This window comes from Stenotrophomonas sp. 22385, from assembly GCF_052045085.1.
Classification (GTDB): Bacteria; Pseudomonadota; Gammaproteobacteria; order Xanthomonadales; family Xanthomonadaceae; genus Stenotrophomonas.
In genome coordinates this window covers 292,062-311,891 of the sequence record NZ_JBQEOG010000006.1, presented here as the reverse complement: position 1 = coordinate 311,891, position 19,830 = coordinate 292,062, and the positions used below count along the sequence as shown (strand labels likewise).

15 protein-coding genes and 3 tRNA genes are annotated in these 19,830 nt (G+C 66.4%); 7 read left to right on the top strand and 11 right to left on the bottom strand.

Annotation, left to right across the window (positions count from 1 at the left end):
• Positions 1-6: 6 nt before the first annotated feature.
• Positions 7-1,494 carry a DUF2235 domain-containing protein gene (locus ACTJI4_RS13055; RefSeq protein ID WP_392914929.1) on the bottom strand — a complete coding sequence of 496 codons (1,488 nt, stop codon included), beginning with the start codon at positions 1,492-1,494 and terminating at the stop codon, positions 7-9.
• Between the two features lie 218 nt (positions 1,495-1,712).
• Here ACTJI4_RS13055 and ACTJI4_RS13050 point away from each other — a divergent pair, with 218 nt between their 5' ends.
• The gene (locus ACTJI4_RS13050; protein ID WP_440869557.1) at positions 1,713-2,969 is read left to right on the top strand and encodes a zinc-dependent metalloprotease; all 1,257 of its coding nucleotides are present in this window, start codon (positions 1,713-1,715) and stop codon (positions 2,967-2,969) included.
• 69 nt (positions 2,970-3,038) lie between these two features.
• Here the strand turns inward: ACTJI4_RS13050 and lpxH are convergent, their stop codons facing one another.
• The 9 genes from lpxH to ACTJI4_RS13005 all read right to left on the bottom strand — a co-directional run bounded on the left by lpxH (position 3,039) and on the right by ACTJI4_RS13005 (position 16,407).
• Positions 3,039-3,779 carry a UDP-2,3-diacylglucosamine diphosphatase gene (lpxH, locus tag ACTJI4_RS13045; RefSeq protein WP_440869556.1) on the bottom strand — a complete coding sequence of 247 codons (741 nt, stop codon included), beginning with the start codon at positions 3,777-3,779 and terminating at the stop codon, positions 3,039-3,041.
• A gap of 25 nt (positions 3,780-3,804) precedes the next feature.
• Entirely contained in the window at positions 3,805-4,344 is a 540-nt protein-coding gene (locus tag ACTJI4_RS13040; RefSeq protein ID WP_392914938.1) for a phosphatase PAP2 family protein, read from the bottom strand.
• Positions 4,325-5,461 carry a glycosyltransferase family 4 protein gene (locus ACTJI4_RS13035; RefSeq protein ID WP_440869555.1) on the bottom strand — a complete coding sequence of 379 codons (1,137 nt, stop codon included), beginning with the start codon at positions 5,459-5,461 and terminating at the stop codon, positions 4,325-4,327. The genes ACTJI4_RS13040 and ACTJI4_RS13035 overlap by 20 nt, the downstream gene beginning before the upstream one ends.
• Positions 5,462-5,606: 145 nt before the next feature.
• Positions 5,607-8,525, bottom strand: a complete 2,919-nt coding sequence (locus tag ACTJI4_RS13030; protein ID WP_392914943.1) for a TonB-dependent receptor domain-containing protein — start codon at positions 8,523-8,525, stop codon at positions 5,607-5,609.
• 344 nt (positions 8,526-8,869) lie between these two features.
• A complete protein-coding gene (gene ppx / locus ACTJI4_RS13025) occupies positions 8,870-10,396 on the bottom strand; it encodes an exopolyphosphatase (protein ID WP_392914946.1) in 1,527 nt (508 codons plus the stop codon).
• 132 nt (positions 10,397-10,528) lie between these two features.
• Positions 10,529-12,610 carry a polyphosphate kinase 1 gene (gene ppk1 / locus ACTJI4_RS13020; RefSeq protein WP_440869554.1) on the bottom strand — a complete coding sequence of 694 codons (2,082 nt, stop codon included), beginning with the start codon at positions 12,608-12,610 and terminating at the stop codon, positions 10,529-10,531.
• Complete coding sequence (gene phoR, locus ACTJI4_RS13015) at positions 12,607-13,947, bottom strand: phosphate regulon sensor histidine kinase PhoR (protein WP_392914951.1); 1,341 nt, start codon at positions 13,945-13,947, stop codon at positions 12,607-12,609. Before phoR ends, ppk1 begins: the two co-directional genes overlap by 4 nt.
• A 17-nt stretch (positions 13,948-13,964) precedes the next feature.
• Positions 13,965-14,654 (bottom strand): phosphate regulon transcriptional regulator PhoB, encoded by a 690-nt coding sequence (gene phoB / locus ACTJI4_RS13010; protein WP_019185815.1) that lies wholly within the window; start codon positions 14,652-14,654, stop codon positions 13,965-13,967.
• A gap of 112 nt (positions 14,655-14,766) precedes the next feature.
• Positions 14,767-16,407, bottom strand: coding sequence for a M48 family metalloprotease (locus tag ACTJI4_RS13005; RefSeq protein WP_392914955.1), 1,641 nt, complete (start codon positions 16,405-16,407; stop codon positions 14,767-14,769).
• Between the two features lie 107 nt (positions 16,408-16,514).
• On the opposite strand from ACTJI4_RS13005, the gene grxC reads away from it, so the two are divergent.
• From grxC to ACTJI4_RS12990, 3 genes are all read left to right on the top strand, one after another.
• Complete coding sequence (gene grxC / locus ACTJI4_RS13000; RefSeq protein ID WP_392914958.1) at positions 16,515-16,811, top strand: glutaredoxin 3; 297 nt, start codon at positions 16,515-16,517, stop codon at positions 16,809-16,811.
• The gene (locus ACTJI4_RS12995; RefSeq protein ID WP_392914960.1) at positions 16,808-17,200 is read left to right on the top strand and encodes a carboxymuconolactone decarboxylase family protein; all 393 of its coding nucleotides are present in this window, start codon (positions 16,808-16,810) and stop codon (positions 17,198-17,200) included. Before grxC ends, ACTJI4_RS12995 begins: the two co-directional genes overlap by 4 nt.
• Before the next feature lie 167 nt (positions 17,201-17,367).
• Positions 17,368-18,375: an isocitrate dehydrogenase gene (locus ACTJI4_RS12990; protein ID WP_440869553.1), complete on the top strand. Its 1,008-nt coding sequence runs from the start codon at positions 17,368-17,370 to the stop codon at positions 18,373-18,375.
• 79 nt (positions 18,376-18,454) lie between these two features.
• On the opposite strand, the gene ACTJI4_RS12985 is transcribed toward ACTJI4_RS12990, so the two are convergent.
• On the bottom strand, positions 18,455-19,213 hold the full coding sequence (locus ACTJI4_RS12985; RefSeq protein ID WP_392914964.1) for a Bax inhibitor-1/YccA family protein: 759 nt from the start codon (positions 19,211-19,213) through the stop codon (positions 18,455-18,457).
• Positions 19,214-19,375: 162 nt separating this feature from the next.
• On the opposite strand from ACTJI4_RS12985, the gene ACTJI4_RS12980 reads away from it, so the two are divergent.
• From ACTJI4_RS12980 to ACTJI4_RS12970, 3 genes are all read left to right on the top strand, one after another.
• Positions 19,376-19,452 (top strand) — tRNA-Pro (locus ACTJI4_RS12980).
• Positions 19,453-19,498: 46 nt separating this feature from the next.
• Positions 19,499-19,575, top strand: a tRNA-Arg gene (locus tag ACTJI4_RS12975).
• A gap of 55 nt (positions 19,576-19,630) precedes the next feature.
• A tRNA-His gene (locus ACTJI4_RS12970) sits at positions 19,631-19,707 on the top strand.
• Positions 19,708-19,830: the final 123 nt, after the last annotated feature.

The window sequence follows — 19,830 nt, the reverse complement described above, 5'->3', positions numbered from 1 at the left end:
ATTCTGCTAAACGTTCCGCAACACCACCCGCTTCCCGTCTTCCGTCGGCCGGTTGATGTAAAACAATCCGGGCCCCGGCCGGTATGGCAATTCGCGGGTTGCATCATCTGCCGCATACAACAACGCGGTATCGCCCAGCGCATCGAAATTCCAATGCGCTGATTGCATCAGGTAGCGCTGCCGCAACAGCAGTTCCTGCGCTGCATCCAGCGCTTGGCCCGCCACCAGCCTCGCGGCGATGGGCTTCAACTCGTCCGGCAACGCCATCGCCGGATCCGCATCCGGCGTGCGTGCCCACATCACGCCGGCCGCTGCCGCGCGCTGGTGGATCAGCCGCAGTGCGACGAGCTGGTAGCGCCAGTCGATCTCGCGCTTGAGCACCACTGCGGCGTGCGCGAACAGCACCCACTGCGGCAGCACGCTGTCGCTGCCGGCCACGCGCAGCTGCTGCCAGCGATGCCAGACGTCGACCCAGACGTTGTCTTCGCCAAGGCCCAGTGCGGCCTGCCATCGCCGGCAGGCGTCCTGCGCGCGCGCGTAGACCTGGGTGCTGCGCAGCAGGGCCAGCGGTGGGGTGATGGTGTCGGGCACGTCGTGGGTACGGATGCGCTGGCCTTGTGGGCGGGTCAGCAACTTGGGTCCTTCGATGCGCTGGTCGTAGCCGCCGCCGATGTTGGCGTGTACGCCGGGCAGCGTGATTTCCTCATGTCCGGGCGCGACGGAGGTCAGTGCGAAGTAGTGGCGGTGCTCGTCGCGCGCGGTGACCTGGACCACCTTGTCGGCGCAGCCGGCGGGCAGGGTGACGTCGGGCAGTTCGTCGCGCTGGCGCGCATCGATCGCGACCACGGTGTCGAACAGGCCGACGAAGCGCACGGGGCGGATGGTGGGGCCGGTGGGCAGGGTCCAGCCGGTGCGGCGCAGCTGTTCCTGCAGCCAGAGGCGGCCGTCGGCGGCGTTGAGCCGGTTGATCGCGTCGCGCGCGGAGGCGGCGCCGCGCGAGAAGCCGAAGAGGTCCAGTCGGACGTGGGTCAGTGTGTGGGGCGGGAGGGTGCGGGCCAGGGCGCGCAGGGCCTCGGGCAGGTACACGTCGAGGGCGCGATGGACTTTGGCTTTTACGCCGCTGGGGCCGATGCCGAATGCCAGCCCCATCAGGTCGTCGTCCTTGCCGGTACGGGTGCCGGCGCCTTCGATGTAGATCGCCAGGGACAGGGGGCCCGGCAGGGTGGGCGCGGTCCGCCGGTGGTCGGGGTAGAGCGCGTGCAGCCGCGCGATGTTGGTCAGCCCGTTGCTGAAACTGCTGGTCAGGCGGCTCTGGTACGGCGAGGCGTCATCGGCCAGGACGGCGGGGGCGGGTGGCCGCGGTGCGGGGGTGGTGCTGCCGGGGGGGCGCGAGGCGTGCAGGAGGTTGTCGGCGTTGTTGCGGGTGCCGTCGAAAAACAGGCCGATCTGCAGCGTGACCGGCACGGTGGTGGTCGGAGCGGGCTGCCCAGCCATGGCCTCGGTTCCCCTGTCGATGCGCGTTTAAGGTAGCGCGAAAACGACACTGGCGCGACGTAACTGAACCGCTGTGGCCGCCGGTCACAGTTCGGAAATCTCATTGGTGCGCTCTATTGAATTCACGCGATCGATTGGCGCCAGATGGTGTGGCCTGCCGACAGGGGCGGTGGCGCGAACACGTTCACTTCCGAAGTTCACTCAACGAGAGAGGCGACATGATGTCCAGTTCGATGAGAAAGACCGCAGGTGCGATCACGTTGTTCCTGGCGGCCGTGGGTACCGCGGCGGCGGCTCCCCTGTTCCAGCCGGTGACGGTGTTGAGCCGGGCGGGTGCGGCCAGCCAACCGGCCGCGCAGGCCGTGCTTGCGGCGCCCTCCAGCGCTGCGGTGCAGGAGGTCCGCGTTGAGGCAGGCGCGGTGGTCGCGGCGCAGCGGCAGCTGGAGTTCGAGCTGCTCGGCACGCCCGTGCAGGCAGTGCAGCAGCGGGTGGAAAACCTGCCCGATGGGGGCAGCATCTGGTACGGCAGCCTGCAGAACGCGGGGTCGAAACTGACCCGGCAGGCCGGTACGCAGGACCCGGGCAACTCGGTGATCCTGGTGCGCAACGGCGACACGGTCACCGGTTCAATCCGCAAGGACGGCACGCTGTACCGGCTGCGTCCGCTCAGTGATGGCCGCCATGTGCTGGTGCAGGTGGACGAATCGCGCATGCCGGCCGAACACCCGGCCGACTACAACACGCTGCCGAAGATCGAAATGCCGGCCAGCGATCGCGCCGGCATTGCGGCGGCCTCGTCGGGCACGCCCGCTACCATCCGCGTGCTGGTGGTCGCTACCAATGCAGCGGTCAGCGCTTATGGCGGCAACATGCAGTCGCTGGTACAGCTGGCGGTGGCCGAATCCAACCAGGGCTACACCAACAGCAACGTGGGCATCACGATGCAGCTGGCCGGGTACCAGGCCGTGGCGTATACCGAGTCGGGCAACTTCAGTACCGACCTGGCGCGCTTCCGCTCGACCAATGATGGGTACATGGATGCCATCCACACCACCCGCAACAGCACGGCGGCGGACGTGGCGGTGCTGATCATCAACAACAGCAGCTACTGCGGGTTGGCCTCGGGTATCGGCTCCACCGCGTCCAGCGCGTTCGCAGCGGTGTACTGGGACTGCGCCACCGGCTACTACTCGTTCGCGCATGAAATCGGCCACCTGCAGAGCGCGCGGCACGACATCGCCACCGACTCCAGCACCTCGCCCTATGCGTATGGTCACGGGTACCGTTACCAGCCGGCCACCGGTTCGCGCTGGCGCACCATCATGGCCTACGACTGCACCTCCGGCTGCCCGCGCCTGAACTTCTGGTCCAATCCCAACATCAGCTACAACGGGATTCCGATGGGCATCGCCTCCAGTGCGGACAACCAGCGCGTGCTGGTCAACACCAAGGCGGCGGTGGCTGCGTTCCGCTGATGGTTTCCGGAGCACACGACCAACGGTCGTGTGCTACCGGGTAGGTATCGACCGTTGGTCGATACGCTCCTATGTCAATGAATCCAGCGTCCACCCCTGCGGGGTGACGCGCAGTACCGAACCCTGCTCGTACCAGTCGCCCAGCACGATGCGCGTGCATGCGCGGCCGCCCGCCTGCAGGCTGTGGATCGCCGGGCGGTGGGTATGCCCATGGATCAGGGTGTCCACGCCATGGCGCACGAAGGTGGCGGTCACTTCGTCGGGTGCGACGTCGGTGACGGTCTCGAAGGTGGCGCGGTCGCCCTGTTTCATTTCCGACTGGCGCGCCTGGCTGGCGTCGCGCGCCTTCTGTGCGAAGGCGATACGGGCAGCCAGCGGCTGGGCGAGGAACTGGGCCTGGAACACCGGGTCGCGGGTCTGCGCACGGAACTGCTGGTAGGCCACGTCATCGGTGCACAACAGGTCGCCGTGCTGCAGCAGCACCGGGGTGCCGTACAGGTCGATCACGCTCGGGTCGGGCAGGATGCGGAAGCCGGCGCGACGGGCGTAATCGTCGCCCACCAGGAAATCGCGGTTGCCGCGGATGAAGTAGACAGGCACCCCGGCGGCAGTGACCGCCTTGAGCGCATCGGCCACTGCGTCGGCGGCGGGGGAGGGGGTGTCATCGCCGATCCAGGCTTCGAACAGGTCGCCCAGGATATACAGGGCATCGGCCTGCATTGCCTCGCGGCGGAGGAAGTCCAGGAACAGATCGGTGATGGCTGGACGGCTCGGGTCCAGGTGCAGATCGGAGATGAACAGCGTAGTCATGCCGCCATTGTATTAGGTTGTCCCGTCACACCGGCAACGGCAACCACTGCAGGCTCGCCCCGGCCAACGCGGTGGCAATCGCCGTCGCCGCCAGCACGTCGCTGGGGTAATGCAGCCCCAGCACCACCCGCGACACACCGACTGCCGCAGTGAACGGCACCAGCACCGGTGCCAGCCACGGGTAGTAGGCCAGTGCGACGATGGTGAACGACACCGCATGCAGGGTGTGCCCGGAAGGGAAGCTGAATTCATCCAGTGGCGCCACCCAGGCACGTATGCGCAGATCGGCCGCGTAGGGGCGTGGGCGCCGGGTCCAGCGTTTCAGGGCCTTGTACAACAGCAGCGCCATCAGCCCGGTAGCGGCCATGTGCAGGGACGCGCGCAGGCCATCGAAGCCGTCCAGCAGCACCAGCGCCCCCATCAGCGCATACCAGAACACCCCGTCGCCGAGCCGGCTGACCACCGAGAAGGCGCGACGCACGCCGCGGTGCCGGCAGCAGTGATTGGCGCGCCGGCACCAGCGCGCTTCGCGCCCGCGCAGGCCATCAAGCGGCGTGGTCCGCATGCGCCCTCCGGGCACTGGCCAGTTCAGCAAGCAGGGCATCGAATTCGGCGACGACCTGCTGCGGGTGCAGTCGCGTCATCGCCTTGGCGGCGTTGTCGCCCAACCGTCTGCGCTCGGCATCGTCACCCGCCAGGTGCACGGCCGCGGCAACGAAGGCGCTGTCATCGTCCACCGCAACCCCGTTGTCATCAGTGCGCAGGTGTTCGCGCGCCGCGCCGTAATTGAATGCCACCGTGGCCACGCCACTGGCCATCGCTTCCAGCGTGACATTGCCGAAGGTCTCGCTGCGGCTGGGAAACAGGAACAGGTCGCCGCTGGCGAAGTGGCGGGCCAGCGCGTCGCCGCGCTGCACGCCACAGAAGATGAAGTCCGGGTTTTCATGGGCCAGTTTCTCGCGGGCCGGGCCATCGCCCACCCATACAAAACGAGCCTTGGGCCGCACCTGCTGCAGCCGGCGGAACGCCTTCACCGCCAGTGCCAGGTTCTTTTCCGCAGCGATGCGCCCCACGTAGATGGCCGCGAAGCCGCTGCCGTCGATGCCCCATTCCTCGCGCAGTGCCGGATCGCGCCGGGTTGGTTCAAACTGGCTGCTGTCCACTGCGCGGGACAGCAGGCGCACCCGGTCGAAGCCCTGGTCGCCAAGGAACTGCTGCAGCTCCAAGGTGGGCACCAGGGTGGCATCGGCCTGGTTGTGGAAGCGCCGCATCCACCGCAGGGCGGCGGCCTGCAGCCAGGCCACGCCGTAGTCGGGCAGGTATTCGTCGAAGCGGGTGTGGAAGCCGGTGGCCACCGGAATGCCCAGGCGCCGCGCGGTGCGCAGTGCCGACCAGCCCAACGGACCTTCGGTGGCGATGTAGATGGCGTCCGGGCGCTGCTGCTGCCACTGCCGCGCCAGCCGCTTGGGCGCCGGCAGGCCGAAGCGCAGGCCGGGATAGCGGGGCAGCCCGGCGCCCTGCACCAGCAGCGCACCACCGGCATCGGTGTCGTCGGCCTGGCGCGGGCGGACCAGGTCCACCTCATGCCCGGCCGCGCGCAGTCCCTGTTCCAGCCCCTGCACGGTCAGGGCGACGCCATTGACTTCGGGGGGATACGTTTCAGTGACGATGGCATAGCGCATGGCGGGCCTCCGGTTTGCACGCATGCTCCGGGCTGGCGATGTAGCCGACATGACGGGGGCATGACCGGCGCATGACGCGGTGCCGGGCAAAAAAAACCACGGCCCCGAAGGGCCGTGGTCATGGTGGATCAACCGCGTGTGGCGATCAGAAACGCTGCTGGTACTTCATGTAGATGAAGCGGCCGATGTCATAACCGCCGTAGTACGAGAAGGCCGAGTTCGGCTTGCTGTACATGATCGGGCCCAGCTTGTCGAAGACATTGTTCGCGCCGACCGAGACCGTGGCATCCCACGGCAGGCTGTAGCGCACCTGCACGTCGTGGAAGGTGACCGAACCGCGTTCGTTGTAGTTGCGCGAACCCTTGTACCAGGGAGCGTACTGGTTCGGATCCGAGCACTCTTCCGGGTACAGCGCGATGTTGGCGCACTGTTCCTTCACCCCGGAATAGTAGCGGGCGGTCCAGCTCATGCCGAACTTTTCCAGGTCCCAGCCCAGCACCAGGTTGGAGCGGACGCGGAAGCCGCTACCGATGCCGTTGGTGGTGGTCGGCACGACGCTGGCGTCGTTGGTCGAACGGTAGATGTTGCTGGACACGTAGGTGGTGGCCGAATTCAGCGAGAACTTGCCGAAGTCGGTATCCAGCCGGTAGTTCAGGTCCAGGTCGTAGCCTTCGGTTTCCAGGAAACCGGCGTTGCGGTTGCCGAACTTCAGGTTGGTCACGATGCCGGTGACCGGATCACGTTCGAAGCGCGAGCAGCGCGCGTCGATGCCCTGCTCGTAGCAGTCGATCAGGATCTGGGTCGGGGTGTCTGCAATGATGGTGTTGTCGATGCGGATCTTCCACCAGTCCAGCGAGGCATTGAAGTTCTGGATGAAGCCGGGGCTCCAGACCAGGCCCAGTGTCTTGCTCTTGGAGGTTTCCGGGGTCAGCGTCGGGTTGGAGCCGGAGGTGAACGGCACCGGGGTGGCATCGGTGGCCACGGTCACCGGCGTGCCGCCCTGGCGCAGCTGGCGGAACGTCGCGGCGTTGGCGATGTCACGCGAGCAGCGCGCGCGCACTTCGGCACTGGTGCGCGAGGAGCCGAACACGGTGTCGCACGGATCGCTGAACTGCGCGAAGGTTTCCGAACCGCCACCGAACAGGTCGTTGATGGTCGGCGAACGGAAGCCTTCAGCCCAGGTACCGCGCACCATCAGCGAGTCGATCGGCTTCCACTTGAAGCCGAACTTGCTGTTGAGCGTGTTGCCGAAGGTGTCGTAGTCCGAGAAGCGGGTGGCCCCGTTGAAGGTCAGTTCCTTTGCACCGGGCAGGTCGGCCAGTACCGGGATGTTGAGCTCCAGGTAGGCTTCGTTGACGGTGTAATCGCCACCGGTCGGGCCGGCCGCCAGGTTGGTGGTGGCTCCGGTCTGGGCCAGCGCATCGGGGGTGTACTTGCCTTCTTCCTTGCGGCTTTCAACGCCGAAGGCGAAGCCCAGGTCGCCGGCCGGCAGGGTGAAGATGGAACCGGCGATGTTGGCGAAGAAGTTCTTCGACGTGGTGCGGCCCTTGGTGGTTTCTTCCGGGAACAGCCAGGCCTGCAGATCTTCATTGCCGTACAGGCCGTTCGGCGCGGTCACGCCGTAGGCGACCAGCGGGTTCCACGGCTTGCATACGTCGAACGAGATCGGGGCGGCGGCGGTTCCGCACTGCACCTGGCCCGATGCGTTGAGGAACGAAGGACCCACGCCGCCGGCGACACGCGCCTTGTGCAGGTTGCCGGTGGCCACCGATTCCAGCTCATTACGGTTGTACTGGTAGCCCGCTTCCCAGTCGAAGTAGCGCTCGCCAATGTCGAACGAACCGTCAAACGAAGCCACCGCACGGTAGGTCTTCAGGTTGCTGGTGGTCACCCGCGGCACTTCCCAGGTACGACGGTTCCAGGCGACGGCGGTCGGCGTGGCATAGCCGTGCTGGCTGCCGAACGGGTTGAAATAGCTGTTGACCGACATCGACCCGACGCCGGCAGTGCTGGACTGCAGGGGGTAGCCGGCGATCTGGCGGGTCGATTCGCGCTCGTTGTAGCCCAGCTCGGTGCGGAAGTTGATGCTGTCGGTGATCGCGAAACGACCATCGAAGTACACCGAATCGCGCTTGAGCGGATACATCACGTGCATCTGGTCGTTGGCGTTGCTCACATCACCGGTGAACGGGGTGGTGTCGGTGCGGTGGTAGTTGCCCGGCAGCGTCGGATCCGAACCGCGGTTGAGCGAGTAGCCGCAGCCGGCGGTGGCCGTGCAACCCGGGCCGCGCAGGCCGGTGATCTGGCCGTACTGGCTGATGGTGGTCCAGTTGCTGGAATCCAGCGGGTGGCGGTCGGTCATGCCGTACTGGCTGAAGCCGCGGTCGCGCGCCCACACGCCCTTTTCTTCGGCGTGTTCGGCCGACAGGGTCAGCGAGATGCGGTCGTTGCTCCAGCCGGCCACTACGTCGAAGCGATCGCGGGCGCCGTCGCCTTCGCTGTACTGGCCGTGGTAGACGTTGGCGGTAACGCCGGTGACGTTGCCGCGGGTGATGATGTTGACTACGCCCGCCATGGCGTCGGAACCGTAGATCGCCGACGCGCCATCCTTCAGCACTTCGATGCGCTCGACGGCCGAGACGGGCAGGGTGGACACGTCCTGGTAGCCGGAGGTGCTGATGCCCAGGCGCTTGCCGTTGACCAGCACCAGCGTGCGCTGGGTGCCCAGGTTGCGCATGTCGATGTAGGTGCCGCCGGCGTTTTCACCGGCGGTCAGCGCGTTGGCGCGGCTGATCGTCGGGCTGCCCATGGCGGTCACGTTCTGCAGGATGTCGGCGACCGAGCTGAACCCTTGGCGCTCGATGTCGGTGCGGCTGATGGCGAACACCGGCTGTGCGGTCTCCACGTCCACCGTACGGATGCGCGAACCGGTGATCTCGATGCGATCCAGGTTGGTGGGGTTCGGCGCGTCCTGTGCCATGGCCGGGGCGGCCGCCAGGCCAGCGGTACCGGCGACCAGGGCATAGCGGATCGCCTGCCCGAGTACGTTGATGCGTGAAGTCATTTGGCTCTCTCTCTGGTTCAGAACTGAATCAAAAGAGGTCGGCGGGGTCCCAAGTGCCCCGCGTCCCTCGAAAACCCCACCCAAATGGGCGGGTGATTCGATCTTAGTCCCAGTCGTTAAGCCTGTGTAAAGAGTTTTGGCAAAAAAAATTCATCCTCTCGTAACAAAGGAGACAAATATCCCTATGAATCAAGGAATTGTGAATTTTTGCTGAACTGGTCCCATGTATCCTGATATGTCGCAATGTATCAGGATGGTGCGACGCAGCACGTGGATCTGCGCACACCATCACGGATGGCGCGCAGTGTGTTTCGCGGCAAAGAGGCGGGTGCTGCGGACGCGGCTCAGGCCACGAACGGGCGGAACTGGACGCCGAGCCCGGCCATGCCGTCGGTTTCGCCGATCAGGTCGGCGCGCAGCAGCGGGCGGGCGTCGATGTAGGCTTGCGGCAGGATCAGCGACATCCGGCTGTCGTCGGCGCTGAGCTCCAGCGCCGGCACGGGGGTGTCTTCATGGGCACGGTTGAGCAGCACCGCCAGCCGGAGCAGGGCGGTCATGCGCCGGGCCGGCAACAGCAGGCGTTCGGGCAGGGCATCGAACGCGGATTTGGAGACATTGCGGCGGTGGCTGCGCACCAGCGCGGCCAACAGCTGCTGTTCCTGGCGCGAGAAGCCGGCGATGTCCGAGTTCTCCAGCACGTAGCTGCCATGCACGTGGTAGCCGCTGTGGGCGATCATCAGGCCCAGCTCATGCAGGCGCGCTGCCCAGCCGAGCATGCGTGCGTCGTCCGGGTCCAGTTTCCAGCTGCCTTCGACCTGGGCGAACAGGTCCAGCGCGGTGCGCTGCACGCGCTCGGCCTGGACGGTATCGATGCCGTAACGCAGGGTCAGCGCATCCACGGATTCGTCGCGCAGGTCGTTCTCGCTGGCGCGGCCGAGGATGTCGTACAGGATGCCTTCGCGCATCGCCGCCTTGCTGACCAGCAGCTTCTGCAGGCCCAGCGCCTGGAACGCTGCTTCCAGCACCAGGATGCCACCGGCGATGATCGGGCGGCGGTCCGGCGACAGCCCCGGCAGGTTGATGTCTTCGATCCGCTTGGCCTTGAGCAGTTCATCGCGCAGCTGCGGCAGCGCTTCGGCGGTGATCGCGCCCTTGCTCAGCTTCATGGTGGCGCAGATTTCGCTGATCGCCTTGTGGGTGCCCGACGAGCCCAGCGCTTCGTGCCAGCCCAGCGAGCGGTACTTGGTGGCGAACTGCTGGAACTCGGCGCCGATCTCGGTCAGTGCATCCTTCCAGCGCCGCTTGCTCAGCTTGCCGCCCGGGAAGAAGCGCCGGGTGCTGGCGATGCAGCCGGCCTGCAGGCTTTCGCGCTCCAGGGTCTGCATGCCCTGGCCGATGATGAATTCGGTGGAGCCGCCGCCGATGTCGATCACCAGCCGGCGCTGGTCCGGCTTGGGCGGCTGCGCATGGGCCACGCCCAGGTAGATCAGGCGGGCCTCTTCGCGCCCGCTGACCACTTCGATGGCATGCCCCAGCGCGGTTTCGGCCGGCATCAGGAACGCCTGCGGCGAGCGCAGCTGGCGCACGGTGTTGGTGGCCAACGCGCGCACGCGCACCGAAGGAATGCCACGGATGCGCTGGCCGAACCGGGCCAGGCATTCCAGCGCGCGCTGGCGCGCGTCCGCCGAGAGGCCGCCCTTGCCATCCAGGCCATCGGCCATGCGCACTGTCTCGCGCAACCGGTCGACCACGCGCAGCTGCCCGAGCGTGTAGCGCGCGATGACCATGTGGAAACTGTTCGAACCGAGGTCGACGGCGGCGAGCAGGTCGCCATCCTGCAGGGCGGGCGGAGTCGTTGAGGTATGCGGCATGGGCGAATGGTAGCCGAAGCAGGGCCGCGCACGTCACCGCGCGACCTTCACATGATGCGACCGGTGCAGGGCGGTAGGTGCCCACCGTTGTTGGGCACGCAAGGAATCTACCGATGGCGTTGATGCAGCGCCCTACAGGCCCTGCATCAACGCCATCTGCGCCGAGTGCGGGGCCTGGTCGGGGCCGGGGCTGCATTTGCGGTACTCACCGTCGGCGTGCAGTTCCCAGGCGTTGAGGTTGTCGTCCAGGTAGTTCTGCAGCACGTCGCGGTAGACCTTGCGGGCCAGCTCCGGGTCCAGGATCGGGAAGCAGGTCTCCACCCGGCGCAGCAGGTTGCGCTCCAGCCAGTCGGCGCTGGCGCAGTACAGCTCGGACGCGCCGTCGTTGCCGAACCAGTAGACGCGGCTGTGTTCCAGGAAGCGGCCGACGATCGAGCGCACCCGGATGTTGTCCGAGATCCCCGGCACTCCCGGGCGCAACGTGCACGCCCCGCGCACGATCAGGTCGATCTGTACGCCGGCCTGCGACGCGGCATACAGCGCGCGCACCACCTGTGGTTCGTTGAGGGCGTTCATCTTGGCGATGATCCGCCCCGGGCGGCCATCGCGGGCCAGGTGCATCTCGCGTTCGATACGCTGCAGCAGCCCGTCGTGCAGGGTGAACGGCGACTGCAGCAGGCGCTTCAGGCGCGTGCGCGGGGCCAGCCCGGACAGCTGCTGGAACAGCAGGTGCACGTCGTTGCCGATGTCGGCATCGGCGGTGATCAGGCTCAGGTCGGTGTACGCCCGCGCGGTGCCGCTGTGGTAGTTGCCGGTGCCCAGGTGCACGTAACGGCGCAGCTTGCGGCCCTCGCGGCGCACGATCAGCAGCATCTTGGCGTGGGTCTTGTAGCCCACCACGCCGTACACCACCTGCACCCCCGCTTCCTGCAGGCGGTCGGCCAGGCCCAGGTTGGCTTCCTCATCGAAGCGTGCACGCAGCTCGACCACCACGGTGACGTCCTTGCCGTTGCGCGCGGCCTGGATCAGCGCATCGACGATCAGCGAATCCTTGCCGGTGCGGTACAGGGTCTGCTTGATCGCCAGCACGTTCGGGTCCACCGCGGCCTGCTTGATCAGGTCCAGCACGGCGGTGAAGGCGTCGAAGGGGTGGTGCAGCAGCACGTCCTTGCGTGCCACCACTTCGAAGATGCCGTCGCTGTCACGCAGCGTGCGCGGGCTCATCGGCGGGTATTTCAGTTCCGGCCGGGCCAACAGGTCGTACAGCTGGATGACGCGGTTGAGGTTGACCGGGCCGTCGATGCGGTACACCGCGTTCTCGGTCAGGCCGAAGTTCTGCAGCAGGGTCCGCACGATGTCGCGCGGGCAGTCCTGGGCGATCTCCAGCCGCACCGCCGGCCGGTAGCCGCGGTCGACCAGCTCGTCGCGCAGCGCCAGCGCCAGGTTCTCCACTTCTTCCTCGTCCACCACCAGCTCGGAATTGCGGGTCACCCGGAACTGGTAGGCGCCTTGGACTTCCATGCCCGGGAACAGTTCACCGACGAACGTGGAAAGCACCGAGGACAGGAACACGAACGTCTGCGCCCCGCCCAGGGTCTGCGGCAGCTGGATGATGCGCGGCAGCGAACGCGGCGCGCGCACGATGGCCAGGTGGCCGGCGCGGCCGAACGCGTCGGTGCCCTTGAGCACCACCACGATGTTCAGCGATTTGTTGAGGATCTTCGGGAACGGGTGCGACGGATCCAGGCCCAGCGGCGACAGCACCGGCATGATCTCGTTGCGGAAGTAGGCACGCAGCCAGCGTTTCTGGCGGTGGTTCCAGGAGTGCCGGCCCAGCACGTCGATGCCGGCCTCGTGCAACGCCGGGCGCAGCGTCTCGTTCCAGCAGCGGTACTGCTGGTCCACCAGCTCCGCGGCGCGGTCGTGGATGGCATTGAGGATCGTCTGCGGCGTCATGCCGTCCGGCGCCGGCGGCAGGCCGAATTCCTGCGCGTGGCGGACCGCGGCGGCGCGGATCTCGAAGAACTCGTCCAGGTTGGTGCAGGAGATGCACATGAAGCGCAGCCGCTCCAGCACCGGCACCTGCGGGTCCATCGCCTGGGCCAGCACGCGGAAGTTGAAATCCAGCTGCGACAGCTCGCGGTTGATGTACAGGGCCGGGTCGCGCAGTGGATCGGTGTCCGCCGGCACGGCGATGGGAACGAGGGTACTCATGCGGAGGAGTCTTCTGCAGAGGAAAGGGTGGCGACATCGGTGCGCTCGCGCACGTGGTCGGCATCGAAGTGGCACGAGAACACGCTGCCCCTGCCGACCTCGCTCTGGATCTCCAGGCGCGCGTGATGCAGGCCCAGGATGTGCTTGACGATCGACAGGCCCAGCCCAGTGCCGCCGCTTTCGCGCGAACGGCTGCTGGAAACGCGGTAGAAGCGTTCGGTCAGGCGTGGCAGGTGGGTGGCGGGAATACCATAACCGGTATCGCGTACCGCCAGCACCACGCCCTGTCCTTCGCGGGCCAGCTCCACCTCGACCCGGCCGCCGGCCGGGGTATAGCGCACCGCGTTGGTGACCAGGTTGGAGAAGGCGCTGTGCAGTTCCTTGTTGGAGCCCTGCAGGTCCACCCCGGCACTGTCGATCACGCTGATCTGGTGGCGGCCCTGGCTGTGCGCCTCGGCTTCCCGACGCAGCGTGGCCAGCATCGGCGCCATCGCCACGGCTTCTTCTTCGGTGTGTTCCTGCGATTCCAGCCGCGACAGGGTCAGCAGGTCTTCGACCAGCTGGGCCATGCGCTGGGACTGCTTGCGCATTTCTTCCAGCATCGGCCCGGTGCCGGGGAAATCCTCCGGTTCCATCATGTCCAGGTAACCGTGCACCACGGTCAGTGGCGTGCGCAGCTCATGCGAGACATTGGCCACGAAATCGCGGCGCACCTGTTCCAGCCGCAGCAGCTTGCTGACATCGCGCGCGATCAGCAGCCAGTAGTCGGGCGAATAAGGGATCAGGCGCAGGTTGAGGCGGATCGCGGGGTCGACCGGCGAAGCCACGTCCAGGATCGGTTCGGCGTTGCGGCCGCCGGCCAGCCAGTGGGCCAGCGGCATCGGCTGCAGGCGCGCGACCAGCGCTTCGCCCAGATCGCCGGGGTGGTGCAGGCCGAGCAGCGTGGTCGCCGATTCGTTGAACCATTGCACGCGCTGGCTGTTGCGGTCCACCACCACCACGGCATCGGGCAACGCGGCCGCCGCCGCGCGGTAACTGCGCAGCATGTCCAGCAGGCGCCGCTTGCGCGTGCGCATCTCCAGCTGGTTGCGGTACAGCAGCCGGTCCAGCTCGTTCCAGACCCCGTTGCCGCCGCTCATGTCCCAGCGCTGGCGCGCGGTGAGCCGGCGCAGCACCCTGCGCAGCCGCCAGTAGTGCCAGGCCAGCGCGCCGATGGAGGCCAGGGCGATGCACATCCACATATGCCCGGTGGCGAGGCCCACCAGGCCGGCTGCAAGCAGCAGCACAGCAAGGGTGGCAAGGGTTTTCAACCAGGCAGAGCGGATGTGGCGCGGCATTGCGGTCCCAGGAAAAATCAGGTCGAGGTGGAGAACCGGTAGCCGGCACCGCGCACGGTCTGCACCATGTTTTCAGCGCCGAACGGCTCCAGCGTCTTGCGCAGGCGGCGGATGTGCACGTCGATGGTGCGCTCCTCCACGTATACGCTGCCGCCCCATACATGGTCCAGCAACTGGGCGCGGGTGTACACGCGTTCGGGGTGGGTCATGAAGAAGTGCAGCAAGCGGTATTCGGTGGGGCCGATCGGCACCGGCTGGTCGCCGGCGAAAACCCGATGCGCGGCGCCGTCGATGCGGATCGTGCCCACTGCCACGCTGCCGTCCTCGTCGTCGTCGCGCGCACGCCGCATCACCGCACGGATGCGGGCCAGCAGCTCGCGGGCCGAGAACGGCTTGACCACATAGTCATCCACCCCGGCTTCAAGCCCGCCGACGCGGTCGTTTTCTTCGCCGCGCGCGGTCAGCATGATGATCGGGACCTCGCGGGTGAGGGCCTCTTTGCGCCAGCGCCGGGCCAGATCCAGCCCGCTGGTGCCCGGCAGCATCCAATCCAGCAGGATCAGGTCCGGCACGCGGTCGGCAATCGCCGTCTGCGCTTCGCGGGCGTCACCGGCGTGGATCGGGTCGTAATCGCCCTTGCGCAGGGCAAAGGCGACCATTTCGCGGATCGCGGGTTCGTCATCGACGATCAGGATGCGTTTCTGCACGTGCCCACCGTATTGCTCATCAGATCGGGATTGAGCCCAGTAGACTACGGTTTCATGACATGTTTGTGACGGCCAGGAGGGCATTGCCATCCTACGGTCATCCGGTCGCAGTTCAGCGCCGTTCCAGCTCCGGATCGTTGATGCCCTGCCGGCGCATCTCCAGCACGGTAGGGGTGATGCTCTCGATCCGCGCATCCACCCGGGCCCGGCCCACGTAATCCAGCGCAGGTTGCTTCTTGAGCGCCTGCAGCTGGATCAGCGCCTGCTCCGGCCGACCGTTCAGGAAAGCAGCCTCTGCGTAGGCCTCGCTGGCGCGCAGGGTGTCGCCGGCCAGCTCGCTGGCCCGCGCATAGCGCTGCTGGAACACTGGATCATTGCCACTTTGCGACAGCAGCGGCCGCAACATGGCCTGCGCGCGCTGGCCCGCCTCGCGCCCGCCCTGTTCATTCAGGATCTCGGCGTAGGTCAGCGCCACCGGCCGGCTGCCAGGATGCTGGCGGAGCAGGGCGTCGAAGCGGGCATTGGCCTGCGCCGGTTGGCCCGAGCGCGACTCGGACTCGGCCAGCGCCAGCGCCACCCACAGGTTGTCCGGGTGGTCTTTGAGCAGTTCGGTGAGGTCGCGTCGGGCCTCGGCTGCGCTGCTGTTACGCAGGCGGGCCAGGGCCAGGCCATACCGCTGGGCGTCGTTGAGGCCGTTTTTCTGCGCGCGCTGCAGGTTCTGGTATTCGGTGGCCAGCTCGCCCGGGGTATCGGCGCTGAGCACGCGCAGGCGTTCGCGCGCCCACTCGAACTGGCCGGTGCCGCCCCGGCTGAGCGAATTCACCGAAATCTGCATCGACGCCGGCAACAGCGGGTTGTTGCGGCGGACCAACGGGTCGGACTGGGCCGGGTCGGCCGGGTCCACCCGTTCCTGGCGGACCCCGCCGGGTACCTCGGTGGTGAGCAGCACCGTGTCCTTTTTCATCTGCTCGGCGCGCGCCTTGGCTTCGCTGATGCGGGTGGTGTTGACCGGGTGGGTCTGCAGGAAATCCGGTACCGAGTAGCCGCCGGCATTGCCGCGCATGGAGGCGGACATGCGTTCGAAGAAGCCGGCCATCGCATCCACGTCGTAGCCACTGCGGGCCAGGGTGCGGATGCCCAGGCGGTCGGCCTCCGACTCGTTGCTGCGGGTGTAGTTGATCTGGCGCTGCTGCATCAGTCCCATGCCGGAGGTGATCGCGGCCATCGTCGCGTCGCCGGAGGAGTTGCCGCCGGCCTGCTGCGCGGCCACCACCGCCGCCAGCATGCCCAGCAGGATCGGGATCTGGTCGCGCTGGGCCCGTTCCACCCCGCGCAGCACATGCTGCTGGGTGACGTGGGCGATTTCGTGGGACAGCACCGCCGCCACCTCGTCTTCGCGCTCGGCGGTCAGTACCAGCCCGGCGTTGACCCCCACATAGCCGCCCAGGGTGGCAAAAGCGTTGATCTGCCGGTCCCGGAGCATGAAGAACGTATAGGACTGGCGCGGCTGGGCGCTGTTGGAACCCAGCCGCGCGCCCATGGTCTGCAGCCAGTCGTCCACCAGCGGGTCATCCAGCAGGAAGCCGTAGTTGCGCAGCTCGCGCAGCATCATGCCGCCGTACTCGGCCTGGCGGGCCGGGGTCAGCAGTTCGCCTGCCGATGAACCGATGTCCGGCAGCTTGCTGTCCTGGGCCGACGCCAAGGGCGCTGCCAGGACCAGGGTCAACGCAGCAGAGAGCAGCAAAGGTCGCAAACAGGTACTCCTTGGGCTGCGGGTGATCCGCAGTGTTGCGGTGATGACATGGAAAATCCAGCGCAGGGCTACCATATACAGACACTCGATCCGCTGTGGAGTTTCCCGTGAGCCAAGATGTTGCCTCCAACCCGGGCGGGAAGCCGCCCATCACCATCTATTCGACCGCCGTGTGTCCGTACTGCGTGGCCGCCAAGAACTTCCTGAAGAGCAAGGGCGAGACCTGGACCGAAGTCCGCATCGACCTGGACCCGGAAGAGCGCCAGGCGATGATGGCCAAGACCAAGCGCACCAGCGTGCCGCAGATCTTCGTCGGCGACGTCCATGTGGGTGGGTACGACGACATGATCGCCCTGCATCGGGAAGGAAAGCTTGAGCCGCTGCTGAACGGGGAAGGCGCATGAGCGCTGCGGACGACGGCAGCAAGGACCGGATCGCCGAATTCACCGAGTTCCGCCAGCGCATGAACCAGCGCATCCTGGGCGAACCCAACCAGGTGGTGCGGCGCTTCTTCGCGCTCGACACCCAGACCTACCAGGCCGGCGCGCTGGACGTGAAGACCAAGGAGCTGCTGGGCCTGGTCGCCTCGATGGTGCTGCGCTGCGACGACTGCATCAGCTACCACGTGGCCCAGTGCAAGGAGGCCGGGGTGACCCGCGAGGAGTTCTTCGAGACCTTCTCGGTCGGCCTGGTGGTGGGCGGCTCCATCGTCATCCCGCACCTGCGCCGTGCGGTGGATTTCCTGGACCAGCTGGAAGGCGGCGCCGCCGCCCCGGCCGTTCACGAGCATTAAGGAGGGAGGCCGCCCGACCAACGGTCGGGCGCTACCGGGCCATTGGACCAATGGCTGATTTGGGGTCCCCCCGCCCGGTAAGGCATAATTGCGGGTGAAACTTCCCTTGCGCCGGTGCTTTCCGCACCTGCTTGACGGCGCTCCCCCTCGGTTCGGAAACAGATCAAATGACGCAGAAAATCACGGTCATCCGCGGTGACGGCATCGGCCCGGAGATCATGGACGCTACCCTGTTCGTGCTCGGCAAGCTGGACACCGGTTTTGAATACGAAGATGCCGACGCTGGCCTGGTCGCACTGGAGAAGCACGGCGACCTGATGCCGGCTTCCACCCTGGAGTCGATCGCACGCAACAGGATCGCCCTGAAGAGCCCGCTGACCACGCCCGTCGGTGGTGGCTTCACCTCGATCAATGTCAGCCTGCGTCGTCACTTCGACCTGTACGCCAACGTGCGTCCGGCGGTGTCGTTCCCGAACACCAAGTCGCGTTTTGGCGACGGCGTCGACCTGATCACCGTGCGCGAGAACACCGAAGGCGCCTACCTGGCTGAAGGGCAGGAAGTGTCGGCCGACGGCGAAACCGCGTTCTCCGGTACCCGCATCACCCGCAAGGGCTCCGAGCGCATCGTGCGCTACGCCTTCGAGCTGGCCCGCAGCACCGGCCGCAAGAAGGTCACCGCGGTGCACAAGGCCAACATCATCAAGTCGACCTCGGGCCTGTTCCTGGCCGTGGCGCGCGAAGTGGCCGCCAAGTACCCGGACATCGAGTTCCAGGAAATGATCGTCGACAACTGCTGCATGCAGCTGGTGATGCGTCCGGAACAGTTCGACGTCATCGTCACCACCAACCTGTTCGGCGACATCATCTCCGACCTGTGCGCCGGCCTCGTCGGCGGCCTGGGCCTGGCCCCGGGTGCCAACATCGGTGAGAACGCGGCGATCTTCGAAGCCGTGCACGGCACCGCGCCGGACATCGCCGGCCAGGGCAAGGCCAATCCGTGCGCGCTGCTGCTGGCGGCTGCGCAGATGCTGGACCACGTCGGCCAGACCGAGAACGCCGAGCGCCTGCGCAAGGCCATCGTGGCCACGCTGGAAGCCAAGGACTCGCTGACCGGCGACCTCGGCGGCACCGGCACCACCATGGGCTTCGCCCAGGCCATCGCCAGCCGCCTGTAACGGCCCCGCGAACGGCCCCGCGAACCGGCAATGAAAAAGGGCACCCATGGGGTGCCCTTTTTTGTACCGCAACGTTGAATCAACGTTGCTGCAATTTCGACAGCAGCCGCAGGAACTCCACGTACAGCCACACCAGGGTGACCATCAGGCCGAACGCGCCGTACCACTCCATGTACTTCGGTGCGCGCGCGGCGGCGCCGTTCTCGATGAAGTCGAAGTCCAGCACCAGGTTCAGCGCGGCCACCACCACCACGAACAGGCTGAAGGCGATGCCCAGCCAGCTGGCTTCATGGATCACCGGCACGTTGATGTTGAAGAAGCTCAGCACGAACGAAGCCAGGTACAGCAGCGCGATGCCGCCGGTGGCCGCGACCACGCCCAGCTTGAAGTTCTCGGTGACCTTGATCAGGCCGCTGCGGTAGGCCGCCAGCAGGGCGAACAGGGTGCCGAAGGTGAGCAGCACCGCCTGGAACACGATGCCCGGGAAGCGGGCCTCGAACACCGCCGAGATCGCCCCCAGGAAGAATCCCTCCACCAGCGCGTACATCGGCGCGGTGACCGGCGACCATTCCTTCTTGAACACCGTCACCAGGGCCAGGACCAGCCCGCCGATGGCGCCGCCGATGGCGTAGATCATCGCGCCGGGTGCGATCTGCCCGTCGGCGCCGACGGCCTGGCTCCAGGCGAAAGCAGCGGTGAGTACGGTCAGCAACAGCAGGACGCCGGTCTTGTTGACCGTGCCATTGATGGTCATCACCTGGTCGGGTGAGGTCACCACCGAACCGCTGGCCAGGTCGAGGAACGTCGACTCTGAAAGTGCAGGGTTGCCGCTGCGCATTGCCAATCTCCTTGAAGGGTAGGGGTAGGGCCATCCGGCCGCTGAAGAAAGCATAGCGCCCGATCACGAATGTGAAAAACCTTGTGAAAAGCGTTGACAGATGCCTCGCCGATTCCCACAATAGCCGACTCTTTCGGGGGGAACCTCGAGGGATCACACCACCGGGGTATAGCGCAGTCTGGTAGCGCGCCTGCTTTGGGAGCAGGATGTCGGGGGTTCGAATCCCTCTACCCCGACCACATCCCGCTGCTCAAAACGGGATGGGAATGCGACAATCCGGTCCGGGCGCCCGTAGCTCAACTGGATAGAGCACCGGCCTTCTAAGCCGGCGGTTACAGGTTCGATTCCTGTCGGGCGCACCATAGGTGCAAGCGCAGGGTGTGGTACAGGTTTCAAACGAATAAACAGGTTTCAGTGGTGGCTGTAGCTCAGTTGGTTAGAGTACCGGATTGTGATTCCGGTGGTCGGGGGTTCGAATCCCCTCAGCCACCCCACTGATTTGAAGGACCCGTTTCACCGGAAGTGAACCGGGGTTGCAAAAAAAGGCGCAAACGCTACACTATGTGCCTGGATTTTCAGGGCTGTTAGCTCAGTTGGTAGAGCAGTTGACTCTTAAT